This window comes from Paenibacillus sp. Y859, assembly GCF_056786405.1.
In genome coordinates, this window is record NZ_JBXCIZ010000019.1 from 13484 (window position 1) to 31057 (window position 17574).

The 17574-nt window shown below is 42.6% G+C and carries 11 protein-coding genes and 2 pseudogenes; 10 read left to right on the plus strand and 3 right to left on the minus strand.

Annotated features, from left to right (window positions below):
• Positions 1–401 precede the first annotated feature (401 nt).
• A complete protein-coding gene (locus AC1TO8_RS22415) occupies positions 402–3110 on the plus strand; it encodes a WD40/YVTN/BNR-like repeat-containing protein (RefSeq protein ID WP_482057813.1) in 2709 nt (902 codons plus the stop codon).
• 67 nt (positions 3111–3177) lie between these two features.
• Here the strand turns inward: AC1TO8_RS22415 and AC1TO8_RS22420 are convergent, their stop codons facing one another.
• Positions 3178–3993, minus strand: coding sequence for a hypothetical protein (locus tag AC1TO8_RS22420; RefSeq protein WP_482057814.1), 816 nt, complete (start codon positions 3991–3993; stop codon positions 3178–3180).
• Between the two features lie 315 nt (positions 3994–4308).
• Here AC1TO8_RS22420 and AC1TO8_RS22425 point away from each other — a divergent pair, with 315 nt between their 5' ends.
• Entirely contained in the window at positions 4309–4932 is a 624-nt protein-coding gene (locus AC1TO8_RS22425; protein WP_482057815.1) for a class I SAM-dependent methyltransferase, read from the plus strand.
• Between the two features lie 165 nt (positions 4933–5097).
• Here the strand turns inward: AC1TO8_RS22425 and AC1TO8_RS22430 are convergent.
• Positions 5098–6261: pseudogene (locus AC1TO8_RS22430) on the minus strand (right-handed parallel beta-helix repeat-containing protein); the annotation flags it as partial.
• A gap of 84 nt (positions 6262–6345) precedes the next feature.
• Positions 6346–6996, minus strand: a pseudogene (locus tag AC1TO8_RS22435) (3-keto-alpha-glucoside-1,2-lyase-like domain-containing protein); the annotation flags it as partial.
• A 321-nt stretch (positions 6997–7317) separates the two neighbouring features.
• Between AC1TO8_RS22435 and AC1TO8_RS22440 the strand changes: the two are divergent.
• The 8 genes from AC1TO8_RS22440 to mmsB all read left to right on the plus strand — a co-directional run bounded on the left by AC1TO8_RS22440 (position 7318) and on the right by mmsB (position 17571).
• Entirely contained in the window at positions 7318–8127 is an 810-nt protein-coding gene (locus AC1TO8_RS22440) for an HAD-IIA family hydrolase (RefSeq protein ID WP_482057816.1), read from the plus strand.
• 15 nt (positions 8128–8142) lie between these two features.
• Entirely contained in the window at positions 8143–9321 is a 1179-nt protein-coding gene (locus AC1TO8_RS22445; RefSeq protein WP_482057817.1) for an acyl-CoA dehydrogenase family protein, read from the plus strand.
• A 19-nt stretch (positions 9322–9340) separates the two neighbouring features.
• A complete protein-coding gene (locus AC1TO8_RS22450) occupies positions 9341–10354 on the plus strand; it encodes a substrate-binding domain-containing protein (RefSeq protein ID WP_482057818.1) in 1014 nt (337 codons plus the stop codon).
• Between the two features lie 24 nt (positions 10355–10378).
• Complete coding sequence (locus tag AC1TO8_RS22455; protein ID WP_482057819.1) at positions 10379–12250, plus strand: cache domain-containing sensor histidine kinase; 1872 nt, start codon at positions 10379–10381, stop codon at positions 12248–12250.
• A gap of 29 nt (positions 12251–12279) precedes the next feature.
• Entirely contained in the window at positions 12280–13497 is a 1218-nt protein-coding gene (locus AC1TO8_RS22460) for a response regulator transcription factor (protein ID WP_482057820.1), read from the plus strand.
• 178 nt (positions 13498–13675) lie between these two features.
• On the plus strand, positions 13676–14764 hold the full coding sequence (gene chvE, locus AC1TO8_RS22465; RefSeq protein WP_482057821.1) for a multiple monosaccharide ABC transporter substrate-binding protein: 1089 nt from the start codon (positions 13676–13678) through the stop codon (positions 14762–14764).
• A 107-nt stretch (positions 14765–14871) separates the two neighbouring features.
• Positions 14872–16401 carry a multiple monosaccharide ABC transporter ATP-binding protein gene (gene mmsA, locus AC1TO8_RS22470; RefSeq protein WP_482057822.1) on the plus strand — a complete coding sequence of 510 codons (1530 nt, stop codon included), beginning with the start codon at positions 14872–14874 and terminating at the stop codon, positions 16399–16401.
• 6 nt (positions 16402–16407) lie between these two features.
• Positions 16408–17571, plus strand: a complete 1164-nt coding sequence (gene mmsB, locus AC1TO8_RS22475; protein ID WP_482057823.1) for a multiple monosaccharide ABC transporter permease — start codon at positions 16408–16410, stop codon at positions 17569–17571.
• Positions 17572–17574 lie beyond the last annotated feature (3 nt).

The window sequence follows — 17574 nt, forward strand, 5'->3', positions numbered from 1 at the left end:
TGGATACTGAAATCTAGCTTAATCATAGCATGAGGCTGCATCTTTCAGATAATGATCCATTGATTGTCATGATGATTTCAAGTGTGCTAGGTACATTGAAAGTAATGGTAACTTCATGTTTATGGACGAGTATCATAATGCAATATGTATTATTGCATTATAATACTTTTATCCCAATTAAAATCATATAATTACATTATAAATCGATGATGATCTATGACTTATTTCATAGGTCAATGTATCGTTGTTAACCGAAGTACATGTTGCTATAATCTTCAATACATATGAAGCGTAATGTTATACAGAGATGTCGATATTTTCACAAAAGTGTTTTCTCTGAAACATTGCAATGCTATCCTACAGAATTAGTGAATAATAAGACTAAATCAGGAGGTTAGAGGATGTTCAAAAAGATACTAAGTTTATGTCTAGTTGCCACGTTGGTTATTCCTTTTGTAGGAGTTGGCAACAACGACGCAGATGCGTCTAACAAGGGGAATTCGAGCAATGATAATTCGAAGAAAGCCTTCACGAATGTCGAGTCCTATGAATGGGGGAGAGCAAAGGTAGTGGGGGGAGGTTTTATACCAGGAATTATTTATAATCAAAAGGAGAAGGACCTCGTATACGCTCGGACAGATATGGGTGGTGCTTATCGCTGGAACGCTACTACTAAATCCTGGACCCAATTAATGAACTTCGTAAGTTTTGATGAGTGGAATATGTTGGGTGTTGAGAGTATGGCGACGGATCCAGTGGATACGAATCGTCTATACATTGCTTCAGGTACATATACTAACGATTGGACCACTATGAACGGCGTTCTATTACGCTCGACAGATAAAGGAGATACTTTCGAAAGAACGGAGTTACCTTTTAAACTGGGTGGTAATATGCCTGGCCGTTCGATGGGTGAGCGACTTGCGATTGATCCGAACAATAATAAAATTATATATTTAGGTACACGTAGTGGAAATGGCCTATGGAAAAGTACAGACTACGGTAAAACATGGAATCAGGTTAGGAGCTTCCCTTCAGTCGGAAACGTGAAGGATTATTACAATGATGAGCTTGGCGTAGTCTGGGTTACATTTGACCCTACCACGGGGTCCCGTGGAAAGACGACACAAACCATTTATGTAGGTGTTGCAGATACGAACCAAAGTATTTATAGAAGTAGAGATGGTGGTCAGACGTGGGAAGCCGTTCCTGGTCAACCAAGGCAAGGATACTTACCGCACCACGGTGTATTATCTTCAAAAGGTCAGCTATTCGTTAGTTACACGGAAGAAGTAGGCCCGTATAACGGAGGAAAAGGATCCCTATGGAAATTCAACTCAATATCGGGTGTGTGGACGAATATTAGTCCTACAGGAAATACTGATAATGCGTATGGTGGATTAGCCGTTGATGCACGGAATCCGGAAACTATTATGGTTGCCACAATGAATAAATGGTGGCCGGACGAGATTATTTATCGCAGTACAGATGGCGGTACTACATGGAAGTCGCTTTGGACACTGGATTACTCGAAGGATCCAGTCCGCGATAATCAATATACCTTAGATTACTCTTTGGCACCCTGGCTTGATTGGGGTGAGAAGAAAAGTCTCCCTGAACAAAATCCGAAATTAGGATGGATGATCGGTGACCTTGAGATTGATCCTTTCAACTCCGATCGTGTTTTGTATGGAACGGGAGCGACATTATTTGGATCAAGTAATATGACAGCGCTAGATAAAGGACAGAAGGTTAACATTTCGGTGCAGGCAAATGGGATTGAAGAAACGGCCATTCTAGGCTTAATTAGTCCACCAACAGGAGCCTCTCTCCTTAGTTCTATGGGAGATATCGGCGGATTCCGCCATGCAGATTTAACCAAGGCACCGTCGATGATTACGAATCCAACTATTGGTACGAGTACGGATCTAGATTATGCAGAATACAATCCTAACATTGTTGTACGTGTTGGGAATGCAGATGGTAGAGCTGCGAGAATGGGTGTATCCACAGATAATGGGGTCACTTGGAGGCCAGCGAGCAACGCATGGGCACCGCTAGAAGGAGATACAACTCAAGGAGGGCATGTGGCAGTTGGATCTGACGGTAGGACTATCGTATGGAGCCCATCTAGTTCCTCCAATACATTATCAAGACCTGTAAGCTATTCAACGGATCTGGGTGCAACATGGAAGACCTCAAGGGGAATCCCTGACAAGTCTAGAGTGTCTTCTGACCGTGTGGATCCTAATAAGTTTTACGGATTCTCCAATGGTACATTTTATATCAGCACAGATGGTGGAGTAACATTTAACGCATCTCAGGCTAAAGGTCTGCCAACAACGTTAACTAGTAATTTTAAAGCTATGCATGGTGTTGAAGGAGATATCTGGATCGGAGCAGCTGCAGATAACTCACATCCTGAGAATACCTTTGGTCTTTGGCATTCTACTGACTCTGGCAAGACGTTTACGAAATTGAGAAACGTTCAAGAGGCGGCCACTATCGGATTTGGTAAATCTGCACCAGGTAAGAAATATATGTCTCTGTATTCATATGCTAAGATTAACAATAAATATGGTGTGTATCGTTCGGATGATGTGGGCGTGACATGGATAAGAATTAATGACGATAAGAACCAGTTTGGTGCTGCTAACTCAACGATTACCGGAGATCAAAGAGTATATGGTCGTGTATATGTAGGGACGAATGGTCTCGGAGTTGTTATTGGGGAACTACAGAGTCAGAAGGATACAAACGGCCCTGTAATAAATATTACGAGTAGTAACAAAGCGGTAAATAATAAAAACTATGTTCTTTCCGGTACCATTAATGAGCAAGTGAAGAACGCCATTATTTCTATCAAATACAATGACAAGGCAATTATATCAAAGGTTAATAATGGAAAGTTTAATGAGAAGTTTACGCTTGTTAAAGATAGGAATACGTTTGTCATTGAAGCTACGGACCTTGAAGGAAATACAACAACGAAGACGTTTATCGTAGAGTATAATTCTAAACAGGATAGCAAGCCAGATAAGGACCATAGAAACAATAAAGATCATAAAGGCAATAAGGATCACGGTGGTCACAAAGATAAGCATAAATAATATATAAGGTAGACACTAAAGACCCCTATGAGCGCTAAAACGCCAACTAGGGGTTTTCAGTGTGAATTTAGGAAGGTGTTTGAGCCTTCACCTTCTTTATAATCTCGCTAATTTGTTGTTCGAGGGACAATACTTTTTGTTTATGTTCTATGACCTTCTGAGCATGTGTGTTTAAGGCTTCAAGGGATTTCAAAGTGGGGTTTACACTCCCAATCTTAATCGTTTGCTTGAAGGTTGTAGTTTCAGTAGTAAATTTCTTTTGAGAAGTGCTGGCTGCATTTTTGGCTGCTTTGATCTGTACTTTGAGCGGAGCGATACCGTCAAGCATTCCACGAAGTTTCTTTTTTGTTGCCGCAGTATTACTTTTGGCTTTTGTGAGTAGACTTTCTTTGTTTCGTATATCTGAGCGTGCTAACTGAACGGCTATCTTCATGTTTTCACTTTGGGATAGAAGAAGTTTGTAGAGGCCTTTATTACTTAGCTTCTTTGCCGCAGCCTTCTGTAAATTGAGGGACTCCTGCATACTAAATAGCGGTTTATATCGATCTCTTGTTTGTGTAAGTTGTGTTTGCAATGTAGCGAGTTTATTGGAATCAATAAGTTGTATTTGCTTCTTTAATAAGATTAATGCTTCTTCATTCGTGTAGTGGAGATCTTTGATCTTCTTGTCCCAATCCTGACCCTGCTGTTGTAGCTTTAGAACATTGGAATAACGATTGTTCATCATTGTGGCGGTTGTTGAATTAGTGGCTGCAGTCATTTTATCGAAATTGGTTTTTGCGGAAGGTGTTAATTCGAAAGGTGCAGCCAATACCGACGTGGGAAGAAGGGTAACCAAGATAAGGGTAAGGAATAATACGGCTAGTCTCTTAATCATATTCATCGTTATAACCTCCTGAAATAAATGGATAAACAAAAAGCACCTGCAAGAAGGGCGTGAATAGGCCATTCTTACAGGTGCTTCCTGTTTCCGAATTAAAAATACGAACTAATTCCCATAAATATACATGATATCTAATGAGGAGTCAACCCAACTTTTCAGCTTATTTCGAGAATTTGCTAGGCGTCAGTAGCTAGAATTTCTGAGAAATAAAGCGACATATGGGGTATAGGGTTACGATTATATAATTGTTTAATACTGGATTTTCATTTATAATGATAAACAATCAAACAGCCATTTGAATGTTGAGGTGCAGTGATGAATAATAAATGGAACAAAATGATCTATAAACTTGGAGCCCCAGTGTACGATAGGTTTTTTAACTCAGGACTTTTTTTGAATGCGAGAAGAAGGGTGTTTCAGGATCTATCCTTACGCAATGGACAGCAAGTTCTATTTGTTGGAGTGGGAACGGGAGCCGACTTGTGTTTTTTTACTGAGCACGACATTCAAATAACAGCGATTGATATATCATCTTCTATGCTTTCTCAAGTCAAGGGGAAAATAAATGATCAAATGCATGTCAACCTTTATGAAATGGATGCTCAGCAGTTACAATTCCCTGATCAATCATTTGATCTCGTCGTCGCCAATCTCATTCTTTCCGTTGTACCTGATGCGAACCAATGCATGAAAGAAATAATACGTGTGACCAAGGAACAAGGGAGTATTCTTATTTTTGATAAATTTGCACCTAGAGATAAGCGACTTTCCTTTGGGAAAAAATTAGTTCGTCCACTGATTTCTTTATTAGGAACTGATATTGGACGGAATTTTGAAACGATCATTGAACCATTCAACAAACACATAAATATTATGGAAGATTGCTCCGTATTATTTAATGGGATGTACCGAAAGATCAGCATGGAAAGAGTGAGATAATGAAGTGGGGGTTACTTCTTAAGCAACGTACATCATAAAATTAAGAAGCTATCCGTCTGTGGAAGAGCAGACATTCCCTCTCATATGAACAATATAGCGCCGCATGATCGAAGAATCTCCGATCATGCGGCGCTATATTTCTTCTATACTAACGGTTATGAGCCACTATCTTGCCCCAATGTTTGTACCATTTGGAGTACCCGCTCCTTTTAAGTCACTACCGCTAACGAGACTTAGGAAATTGCCAAGGTTCGGAGAACCATCTGCATTCCGCGTGACTGTAGGAGTTAGGCTGACAAAGTCTGCTGAGCTTGCGAGAAGCCCCTTGGCGTTTACACTCTTGTTGTTTTTCCACCATACATTGGTGTTCTGCACATCAGTCCCACTAGTCTTGTCGCTCGAAGAACCCGCGAAGGATAAGTTGTTGGTAAATAAATGGGTTCCAAGGTCAAAGGCAAAGTTGCTTTGGCCGTTACTCCAGGAACTGTTATTATTCATTTGAATCGAACCAGGATTGCTATTGTAAGTGAATCCGTGTTTTTTGTTCTGGTATGCGATGCTGTTCTCTACAATATGATTAACCGCAATTTTCTCTCCGCCAAGCTTAAATCCGTTACCGTCACTATTTGACGTTGAAGTTCCGTTGGAAGTCTGCCCATTATGATGAGCAATACTATTTCGGATAGTGACAATCCCAATGGCGCCGGTCTCGGTCTTGGAGTATAAATCCCAACCATCGTCAACGTTATAAGCGGCGATACAACCGTCGAATACGTTACCTGGTCCTACAGTTAGTTTGGCTGCGAAACCATCTGCATCCTCCCCATTATCGGGATCGTAATTATTATGAGAATAAGAGTTGAGAACGAGGTTATTAGTTGGCCACTCACTGTATCCGGCTGTGGAAGCATACCGTCCGATTTGCACTCCTGTATCCCGATTATGATGTGTCTCTACATTCTCGATTCTATTGTTGTTGCCACCAACGAATATACCATTGTCTCCAGCGCCCATTACCTCGAGCCCTTTAACCGTCCAATAATGTCCGAACAGCTGTAGTCCTCTATTCGTTGAAGCAAAGGCTTGTGAAGAGAAATCAAGAACGGGTACTTCGCTTCCGTAGGCAACAAGCTTTTTATTGGCATTGGAGGTCCCGTTGTTACCTCTTTCTATCGTAACCGTGGATGATAAGTTATATGTTCCTCCACGCATATATATCGTTTTTCCTGCTGCAATTTGGGCAATAGCAGAATTCAATGTGGTTGGACTTGAGATGGTGCCGGGGTTACTTGCTGAGCCATTGGGTGCAACATACAGATCACCCTCTGCCGGTTGAGGATTTGGATCAGGGTCTGGCTCAGGATTAGGATTTGGATCTACGGGTGGAGTTATTCCTCCGTCTGTTACCATGACATTATCGAAATTTGCAACTGTCTTGGCAGATACGAATCCTATAGCACCAGAGGATAGGCTTGAGTCGGTTGCCGTCAATTGGAGTTGATCATTTACATACATATGAATAGTATCTCCTACCAATTCGAGCTTCACGTTATACCACACACCGGTAGATAACGTATATGCCTTGGAGATAAGGGTTGATGATGACCCCCCTACCTTTTTACGGATTTCGAGTTGACCGCCACTTTTATTATAAAGGGATGCTGCGTAATAATTATTACCATCCTTATAACGTCCTGCTACATAGGTACGATTAGTGCCGTTGAAATTATCTATCTTAACATCTGCTTCTACAGTGAAGTCGCTCCAAGATTGGCTTCCTACTGATGTCCGTCCTTCACTTGTACTTGATTGAGAATAGACATAAGAGCCACTATCTTGTATAACTGACCAACTGCCAGTCGTTGGAGCCCAGTCATTAGCATCACCGTCGTTGAAGTTATCGCTAAAAGATGTAGCGGCGGCTATAGTACCTAACGTGAATAAAGGAATAGTAAGGGATAGGCAAAGAGTTAAAAGGGTCGTTTTCAGCCTAACTTTATAGTTTTTCTTGGGGGTATTCGGTTTCATAATGATCTCCTCCTTATTGTTCGGACTGATCTTCATTATGCTTAGAGCATGGTTGTGATTTCCCGATCTGAATGAAACTCATTCACCTCCTTGATGACATGTCATTCCACCAGTTGGCTTGTACGAGAACAAATCATGATGAGAGATGGATGTTAAGGTAATCTTAGTGAAATAAAGGAATTACAACAATAATCATTTTTACATATATTAAATTTTAATGTATTTAAAATCCAATAAATGAGTAAAAAGGGTCAAACTTAATCAAATGAACTTTTCAAAACTTCAAAAAGTGAACGGAGAAATTAGAATGATATATAATAGTAGATACGAAGATTGGAAACTGAGGTGGATAACAATATGTTAGAGAATATTGATGGGTACGTGATAGATCTAGATGGAACAGTATACAAAGGCAAACAGGCTATTGATGGAGCATTGGATACGATTGCTTATTTGAAATCTAAGGGCAAAAGAATAGTGTTCTTAAGTAATCGTGGCAATATATCGAGAAAGATGTGCCATGATAAATTGCTAGGAATGGGAATTAAGGTTCAAGAGGAAGAGATTCTGTTAACATCTACTGTGACAGCGAACTACTTAAGAAACCATGATGAAGGTTGTCAGGCATGGGTTCTAGGAGAACAAGGACTACGAGATGAATTGGAGTTGGCTGGAATTAAGCTAGCAGAGAAGCCGGAATCAGCAGATTGGCTAGTGATTACATTACATGAGACCGTTACGTATAAGGAATTGAATGAGGCCTTTCGAGCTGTACGTCATGGGGCGCGGATTATCGCGACGAATGCGGATAAGACATTTCCAGGTGATGAAGGAGATTCAATTGATGTAGCGGGAATGATCGGAGCGATAGAGGCTTCGACAGATCAGAAGGTAGAGGTTGTTATTGGTAAGCCTTCAACTCTAATGGCTGAAGCGGCACTTGAGGCGATTGGGCTACCCGCTGAACGCTGTATGATGATTGGAGATAGCCTAGTATCTGATATAGGGCTCGGCAAGAATGCGGGAATGATGACTGCACTCGTATTAACAGGTTCCGTGAATAGAGCAGAAGCAGAAGCCAGTAGTGTGACGCCGGATATGATCTGGAATTCACTAGGTGATGTGATAGATATTTTAGAAAATGAGTCTACTAGTCCAAATATATGAGGGGGTCACCTATCAATGACACAACAGCAGTTATCCGATTATTGTATACGAAACGAACGAGAGACTGAAATAGCCTTACTTGCAGATCGACTAGCTATCAAATTCGCAGAACGTGCATCCAAACATGATAAGGAAGGCTCATTTCCCTTTGATAATTTCACAGATTTACGTGATGCGGGGTATTTAAAACTAACGGTACCGAAGAAATATGGTGGGGAGGAACTCTCTCTCTATGAAATGTTGTTAGCGCAAGAAAGAATTGCTCGTGGGGATGGATCAACTGCTTTAGCTGTTGGTTGGCATATGGCGCTTATACTGAGCCTTCGCTATACGAATCGTTGGTCTGAACAACTGTTCGCACGTTTCAGTGGAGAAGTGGTTCAAGATGGTGCTGTTATTAATCATTTTGCTAGTGAACAGGCGACGGGAAGTCCTACTCGAGGAGGTAAGCCCCAGACTACAGCAGTGAAGGTAGCTGGGGGTTGGTCTATTAGTGGACGCAAAACTTTTAGCACGCTCAGCCCGATTGTTGAACACTTTACGATCTCAGCAGGAATTGAAGGTAGCGATGAGGTAGGCGAGTTTTTTGTTAGGAAGGGACCCGGATTTAGCTTGGAAGAGACTTGGGATACACTAGGCATGCGTGCTACAGGAAGTCATGACGTTATTCTAGATCATGTATTCGTCCCTGATGAAGAAGTGATCAGCTTGTCCGTGAAAGAGAAGAAACGACAAATGAAGGAGGATGGCGAGGGATCGCTTCTGCATATTCCAGCCTGTTATATCGGTATTGCTTATGCAGCTCGTCATTTCGCAGTGAACTTTGCCAATAACTATAAGCCGAATAGTCTACCAGGACCGATTGCAGAGCTACCACGTATTCAGCAACAGATTGGGGAGATGGAGGCTGATCTCATTACGGCACGTACACTACTATATTCTGTAGCTGATCGTTGGGATCGAGACCCAGGGGGACGTGTAGCGCTTAAGCCAGATTTGGGTCTCGCTAAATATATCGTAACCAACCATGCGATTCGTATCGTAGATAAAGCGATGCGAATTGTTGGAGCAAGTAGCCTTTCAAGGAATCTACCACTGGAAAGAATGTATCGTGATGTTCGTGCTGGACTACATAACCCACCGATGGATGATATTGTCTTACAGGTCTTGGGTAAGCGAGCACTTCAAGAATAACCTTGAAAGGGGTTTCAATATGAAGAAGCTATGGCTTGTGTATATGTTACTTATCGGAGTCTTCATAGTCTATGTATTGAATTATAAGCAGCAGACTCAATCAGTTGATCCATGGGATTCAGTTGGTCTACGCGGTAATATAGAGGATACGTACGTTATGGTCACATTTCAGATTGGCATTGATTATTGGAAGAGTGTGCTTAAAGGCTTCGAAGATCGGGCAGAAGAGTTGAATGTTTCTGTCGAATATCGTGGTTCAACACAACATGACGCGAATGAACAAGTAACAGTACTGGAACAGGTCATTGCGAAGAAACCAGCGGGCATTGCTATCTCAGCTGTGAACTCCGAGTTGCTTACAGCTACGATCAACACAGCAGTTGAAAGTGGAATACCGGTTGTATTGTTTGATTCTGGAGCTCCGGGCAGTAAGGCATATTCCTTTCTGGGAACGAATAATTACAATGCAGGGATCGAAGCTGCACGTACGATGGCGGAAATGACTGGAGCTAGTGGAGAAGTCGCCATTGTTACAACGCCCGATCAGCATAACCATCAGGAACGAACAGATGGATTCTGTGATACGATCACAAATGATTATCCTAATATGAAGGTTGTTGCTGTGAAAGATGGCCGCGGTAACCAAATCTCATCGAGACAGGCAGTTGAGGAAATATTATTCCAATATCCGAATCTAACGGGTATCTTTGCTACAGAATCAAATGGTGGCATCGGTGTAGCTGAAGCGGTAGAAGCACATAAAGGAAGCGGAACTCCGCCCCGGATTATTAGCTTTGATACGGATAAGGGTACCCTTGACCTTGTAAAGGATGGCACGATCTCTGCGACGATGGCGCAAGGGACATGGAATATGGGGTACTGGTCATTGATGGAGCTATATCAGCTTCACCGCGATCTTACTGCTGATGCTTCCGTATATATGAATAATAAGCCTGTGCCTGTTCCTGATTCGATGGATACCGGGATTGATGTGGTGACAAAGGCTAATGTTGACAATTATTATGCCAAGTAAGTGCTGCTTCACAGGAGGAGAACAATGAGGGGTAGCCGCAGATTGACGATGGATAAGTTGAAACTGAATAATATACCCATACGATATAAGTTGATCATACATTTTCTATTGATTAGTATTCTGCCTGCCATCGGCTTAGGGCTTCTGATCGGTTGGACGGTTGATCGGATTGTAGAAAATCAGAGTAATGAGAATACAATGCAGTTGATTGGGAAAGTGAATATAGCTTTGGAGAATGATGTAGAGAATCTGCAAAAGATTACTTATCTCATTTCGTTTGACCCGGGTGTGCAGACCTTTTTGAAGGGCAAGATGGGTGGGACTTCTGTAGAGCGTAGCGCCACAGTGAATGGTGAATCTACCGAATATAATATCCGTAAGTTTCTGCAAGGTTTTACGACACTTAGCTCCGAAATTGCTGGAATTATGGTTGTAAACAGTGACGGAGAATTCATTAGTAATGAGATGTATACCCGTTCAGACACTCTTCTAACGGATGAAGATTGGTATAAGGAAGCCGTGGATAACAAAGGGATATTCAAAATTATCGGTCAACCCTATGGACGTGCTGTCATGTCTCATGTGGATTACAAGGAGAGTGAGGTCGTCTCGGCTGTCCGAGCCATTATTGATCCAGAGACTCAGGTCGTCGAAGGTGTTGTTCTAGTGGATTTGAAGCTTCGAGTTATTGCTGAGACGGCTCGTGATGTTACGCTTGGGAAGACAGGATATCTAACAGTGGTCGATAGTAGCGGAGATATAATCTACGCACCTTTGCATCCTTTTATGAAGAATATTCCAACAGAACTATTCACTGAGACTTCAGGAATCACCTCGGAAAAGGTTGACGGACGTCATTTGCAGCTGATATACAGGTCTTCCCCGTTTACGACTTGGACGACTGTGGGCGTATTTCCGATGGAGGAATCTGCTTATAGTGTTCGAGAGATTACCTTTAATGTTGTCGTTTTTGTGTTCGTAGTCTGTATGTTGGGTATGACAGCCTCATTTTATTTGGCAACTTCCATATCTCGTCCTATAGCGCAGTTGATGTCCTTTATGAATAAAGCGCAATCTGGCGATTTAACGATACGTTACTGGGGAAAACGTTCAGATGAGATCGGGATGCTGGGTAGAAGTTTTAATACGATGCTGGCTCAGATTAGTCGACTGCTGTCTTTGACAGAACTTCAGGAGCGGCAGAAACGTGAGGCGGAATTACGTAGTTTGCAGGCGCAGATCAAGCCGCATTTTCTATACAATACACTAGACACCATTCATTGGATGGCTCGTAACAAGGGTGCAGAAGATATCGCTGAAGTTGTCCAATCTTTATCTCGACTCTTCCGTCTGGGTCTGAGCAAAGGAAGTGACATTATTCCACTGGCTGATGAACTCGAGCATATTGTCAGCTACTTAAGAATTCAGCATGTTCGCTACAGTAGTAAGCTGACCTATAGCATTGATGTCGATAATGAGCTTGAGGAGCTACATGTATTGAAGCTACTGTTACAGCCGATCGTGGAAAATGCTATTTATCATGGTATTAAGGAACGTCGGGGTCCGGGACATATCGCAATTGAAGTAGCGGAACGAGAAGGCGACCTGTACTTGACGGTACGTGATAATGGAGCAGGTATGTCGCCGGAGCGGCTTACGATGCTTAGACACAGTCTTGATATTGGAGGTATAGACAATCAGTCTAATGAACTGGACAACCCTAAATCGAATAGTTCCAGTAGTGGATACGGGATTGTTAACGTTCAGGCGAGGATACGTCTTAACTATGGTAAAGAATATGGGATAAGTATCGAGAGTGAACTAGGATTGGGGACAACTGTCATTGTTCGCTATCCCATCGTCCGGGATGGTTACAATATATATAAGAATGGTTAGAGAGCTTGGTCATACGGAGGAGCAATGATATGAATAACTGGAAGGTCATGATTGCAGATGATGAGTCTATTATCCGTGAGGGGATTAAGCAATCTGTTGATTGGGAGGGGCTTGGGCTGCAGATTGTTGCAGAAGCCGAGGATGGTGAGGAGGCGTTGGAACAAGCGCTTCTACATTCCGTGCATATCGCACTAGTTGATCTTAATATGCCCATTATGCATGGAATTGAGATGATGAAGAGATTAAGAGAGCAGCTCCCCTGCTGCAAAATTGTAGTCATTACAGGCCATGATGAGTTCACGTATGCGCAGGAATCTATTCGATTGCAGGTGAATGACTATATTCTGAAGCCTGCCGATCCGAAGCAGTTGATGCAGGTCATGCGCAGACTTCGGGATGAACTAAATCAAGAGAAGCAGCAGAGCCAGCATCTGGTGCAGGCATCTAAGCAAATCTTGAAGAACTTTCCGCTGTTACGCGAACGTTTTTGCCAGGAATGGCTTGATGGCAACCTGAGTCAGCAGGAAATTAAGGAGCAACTCCATTTTTTGAAATTACCGCAAGTTCGACCTGAACTATTAGGCATTATCCGCTGGAGATGGGAAGTACAGAACTCTGGGATGAAGGAGAATGAACGGCAGTTGTTTCTGTTTGCAATTGAGAATATCACGATGGAGTTGTTGAACGACTATTCCCATGTTATTTTCCGTGATTCAACAGGTCTTATCATTATTCTTCTGTGGGAGGGTGCCGCCGAGGCGATGTTAGCACGGGTAGAACAGGAAGTGCGCACTAATCTGAAAATTGCCGTAGAAGTCGGTATAGAACCTGTAAATGAGGACCTTACGGAGTTGTCCACGACTTATCGTAGATGTAGAATCACCTTATCCAAAGAAGTACCGCTAACCCCGGTCGTTCGAAGAGCTAAGCAATATATGCTGGAGAATTACAGCGAATACGGCTTGACGTTAGAATCTATGGCGGGCATGTTGCAAGCATCTCCGGTCTATCTTAGTAGGCTGTTCAAGCAGGAACTGGGTACTTCCTTTGGTGCTTACCTGACACAGATCCGAATTCGGAAAGCGGCACAGATGTTGAATTCTACGGATATGAGTGTGCATGAGGTAGCGGGGCGGACAGGCTACGAGACACAGCATTATTTCAGTACTGCCTTTAAGAAACAAACCGGAGTATCTCCCCTACAATTCCGTAAAGGTGTGATTCCGGAAGAAGATTCTTCATCTTAGAAGGGTCTTTTTTCTTTACCTATTTATGAAAGCGTAAACATAGGTTCGTTTTTTATAAAAAGAGTAGTTTTATTGTAAATACGGGTCGATCTTCACCTTGCTATACTCAAACTGTCAGATGAAGCAGATATTTCGTAATGACAACAGAATATAACAATCGTTCAGGGGGAATGCAGGGATGAAGAAATATTCATGGATCATGTTGATGATGGCGTTCGTACTTATGATATCCGCTTGTGGTAATGGAAGTGGTTCAAGTGGCAGTTCTAAAGAAACTAACGGTAAGATCGGTATTTCCATGCCCACGAAATCTTCAGAGCGCTGGGTAAATGACGGAAATAACATGGTGAAAGAGTTCGAGAAGTTGGGATATGCAACAGATCTGCAATACGCTGAAGATGTCGTCGAGAATCAAATCTCACAAATTGAGAACATGATCACGAAAGGTGTAAACGCGATTGTTATCGCTTCAGTTGATGGTGAGTCACTGACTAATGTGCTGCAGAAGGCGCATGATGCCAACGTCAAGGTCATTGCGTATGATCGCTTAATCAAGAAAAGTGAATATGTAGATTATTACGCTACTTTCGATAACTTCAAAGTTGGCGTACTTGAAGGTTCATATATTGAAGAGAATCTTGGACTCAAAGAAGGTAAGGGACCTTTCAACATTGAGTTGTTCGGGGGCTCACCGGACGATAACAATGCTTACTTCTTCTTTGATGGAGCGATGTCCATTCTGCAGCCCTATATTGATTCCGGTAAGCTTGTTGTTCGTAGTAAACAGTCGACGATGGCTCAGGTAGCTACACTCCGTTGGGATGGAGCAGCAGCTCAAGCGCGTATGGATAACTTGTTAAGTGCGAACTACGCTTCCGATAATTTAGATGCTGTACTGTCTCCTTATGACGGCATAAGTATTGGTGTACTCTCTTCACTTAAAGGGATTGGTTACGGTACAGGAGCTAAGAAGCTTCCGATAGTAACGGGTCAAGATGCTGAGCTAGCTTCCGTTAAATCAATTCTTGCTGGAGAACAGACACAAACGGTATTTAAAGATACACGTGAGTTGGCTAAGAAAGCGGTTGAGATGACTGAAAGTGTTCTCAAAGGTACAGAGGCAGAAGTAAATGATACAACAACGTATGATAACGGTGTGAAGATTGTACCCTCCTACTTGCTTGATCCGATCTCTGTTGATGCAAGTAATATAGAAGAGGTTCTTGTAAATGGTGGCTACTATACGAAAGAGCAACTGGGCAACTAATCGACTTTTGGTAGATATACGAATGATATGTAAGTGGTGGTGGCAGCCTTCAGAGGCTGCTTCCCTCTACCCGTATGACAGTCACAAGGAAAGCTAGGTGAGAAGCATTGACGGATTACATTCTGGAGATGAAGGGAATAACCAAATCGTTTCCCGGTGTCAAAGCACTTGGAGATGTTAACTTGAAGGTAAAGGAAGGCGAAATTCACGCTTTATGTGGAGAGAATGGCGCTGGCAAGTCTACGCTGATGAAAGTACTCAGTGGTGTGTATCCTCATGGCACCTATGAGGGAGATATTTTATTCAAAGGACAGGTTTGCAAGTTCAAAGATACTAAGGATAGCGAGAATCTGGGGATTGTTATCATCCATCAGGAACTAGCGTTGATTCCGTATTTGTCGATTTCGGAGAACATCTTCCTAGGCAACGAACAGGCCAAGCATGGGGTAATCAACTGGAACGAAACGACGGTGAAGACGATAGGTCTGCTAGAAACCGTCGGCCTTAAGGAATCGCCATTTACTAAGGTAAACTCGATCGGTGTCGGTAAACAGCAATTGGTAGAGATCGCTAAGGCACTCTCCAAGGAAGTGAAGCTGCTCATCCTCGACGAACCCACTGCGGCGCTTAATGAGGATGATAGTGAGAATCTGTTGGAGCTAATTCTTCAGCTCAAGAAACAAGGGATCACCTCCATTATCATTTCGCATAAATTGAACGAAATCGAGAAGATAGCGGATTCTGTAACGATATTGCGTGATGGGTTGACGATTGAGACACTGGATATGAAGAAGGATCAAGTTACTGAAGATGTCATTATTAAGGGTATGGTCGGTCGAGATATGACGCATCGTTATCCAGAGCGTACGCCAGACATTGGGGAGACGATCTTTGAAGTTCGTAGCTGGGAAGTATACCATTCGACACAATCGGGCCGTAAGATGCTTGATAACATTAATATGCATATCCGCAAGGGTGAAGTCGTCGGAATTGCGGGTCTGATGGGAGCGGGACGAACGGAGTTTGCTATGAGTGTATTCGGCAGATCTTACGGTAAACGTATTAGTGGTCAAGTATTCATCCACGGTAAGGAAGTTCATCTGACAGATATTAATAAGGCTATGGAGAATGGGTTGGCCTATGTTACTGAAGACCGGAAGCACTATGGACTCATCCTAATTGACGATATTAAACGTAACATTTCACTCAGTAATCTGAAGAAGATATCACGGCGTGGCGTCATTAACGAGAACGAAGAGGTACTTATCGCAGAAGAATACCGTAAGAAGTTGAACATCAAGACACCGAGCATTCTGCAAAAGACAGGTAATCTTAGTGGGGGTAATCAGCAGAAGGTCGTACTCAGTAAATGGATTGATACAAAACCGGATATTCTTATTCTAGATGAACCTACCCGAGGAATTGACGTAGGTGCCAAATACGAAATTTACTCTATCATTAATCAATTGGCGTCTGAAGGTAAAGGCATACTGGTTATCTCCTCCGAGCTACCGGAAATTCTCGGGATGTGCGACAGGATCTACATTATGAATGAAGGTCGAATTAGCGGAGAAGTGGCACGCCAGGATGCGACACAAGAGACATTAATGAAGTACATGACACGAAGCAGGGGGTAATATCGCATGGAAGCCATTAGTAAACTTTTCAAGAAAAACATTCGCCAATACGGCATGATTATTGCACTTGTCTTTATATCTATTTTCTTTCAGATCATGACAGATGGTATATTGCTTAAGCCGCTTAACGTCACGAACTTGATTCTTCAGAACAGTTACATTCTAGTATTGGCCATAGGGATGGTATTGGTCATTATTACGGGACATATTGATCTTTCTGTCGGATCGGTAGCCGCTTTTATTGGTGCACTATCAGCTATTATGATGGTAAATATGCAGATGAACCCAGTTCTTGCAGTCATTCTATCTCTGTTGATGGGTGCACTTGTGGGTGCGTGGCAAGGTTTCTGGGTAGCTTATGTCAAAATACCAGCGTTCATCGTGACTTTGGCAGGGATGCTATTGTTCCGTGGGCTAACGATGATCGTACTGAACGGGCAGTCGATTGCCCCTTTTCCGAAGTCATTCCAAAAGATCAGCTCCGGATTCGTTCCCGATTTCTTTCATGGAAGTACAATCAATCTGCTTACTATCGTTGTTGGAGTTATTCTGTCGATTCTGGTTATATACCAGGAGTATAAGAATCGTAAAGTTCAGACAAGGTACGCTTTCGATCAAGCATCTGTGTGGTTATCCAGTGCTAAGGTTGGAGTTCTTGTCATATTAATAAATTTATTCACCTACGTACTGGCTCAATATAATGGAATTCCAAATATTCTCGTAATCTTGTTAGTACTCATCATTATTTACTCCTTCGTCATGAATCGGATGACAATGGGTCGCCGAATTTATGCTTTGGGTGGTAATGAGAAGGCGGCAAACCTATCTGGTGTCAAAACCAAACGTGTAACATTCTGGGTATTCGTTAATATGGGTGTCATGGCTGCGTTATCTGGATTGTTATTTGCAGCACGTCTGAATTCGGCAACCCCCAAAGCGGGTGTGAACTTCGAACTCGACGCCATCGCTGCCTGCTTCATCGGTGGGGCTTCCGCTTCAGGAGGAATTGGTACTGTTGTCGGCGCCATCATCGGCGGCCTTGTTATGGGTGTCATGAATAATGGTATGTCTTTGGTTGGTCTTGGGGTGGACTGGCAGCAAGGAATTAAGGGTCTAGTGTTGTTGTTCGCTGTAGGATTCGATATTTATAATAAGTCGAAAACGTCATAATCG

Coding starts and splice junctions, on each gene's coding strand:
- AC1TO8_RS22455 (WP_482057819.1), top strand. CDS start 10,379: ATGAGGGGTAGCCGCAGATTGACGATGGATAAGTTGAAACTGAATAAT.
- mmsB (WP_482057823.1), top strand. CDS start 16,408: ATGGAAGCCATTAGTAAACTTTTCAAGAAAAACATTCGCCAATACGGC.
- AC1TO8_RS22460 (WP_482057820.1), top strand. CDS start 12,280: ATGAATAACTGGAAGGTCATGATTGCAGATGATGAGTCTATTATCCGT.
- AC1TO8_RS22445 (WP_482057817.1), top strand. CDS start 8,143: ATGACACAACAGCAGTTATCCGATTATTGTATACGAAACGAACGAGAG.
- AC1TO8_RS22450 (WP_482057818.1), top strand. CDS start 9,341: ATGAAGAAGCTATGGCTTGTGTATATGTTACTTATCGGAGTCTTCATA.
- AC1TO8_RS22415 (WP_482057813.1), top strand. CDS start 402: ATGTTCAAAAAGATACTAAGTTTATGTCTAGTTGCCACGTTGGTTATT.
- AC1TO8_RS22425 (WP_482057815.1), top strand. CDS start 4,309: ATGAATAATAAATGGAACAAAATGATCTATAAACTTGGAGCCCCAGTG.
- chvE (WP_482057821.1), top strand. CDS start 13,676: ATGAAGAAATATTCATGGATCATGTTGATGATGGCGTTCGTACTTATG.
- AC1TO8_RS22420 (WP_482057814.1), bottom strand. CDS start 3,993: ATGAATATGATTAAGAGACTAGCCGTATTATTCCTTACCCTTATCTTG.
- AC1TO8_RS22440 (WP_482057816.1), top strand. CDS start 7,318: ATGTTAGAGAATATTGATGGGTACGTGATAGATCTAGATGGAACAGTA.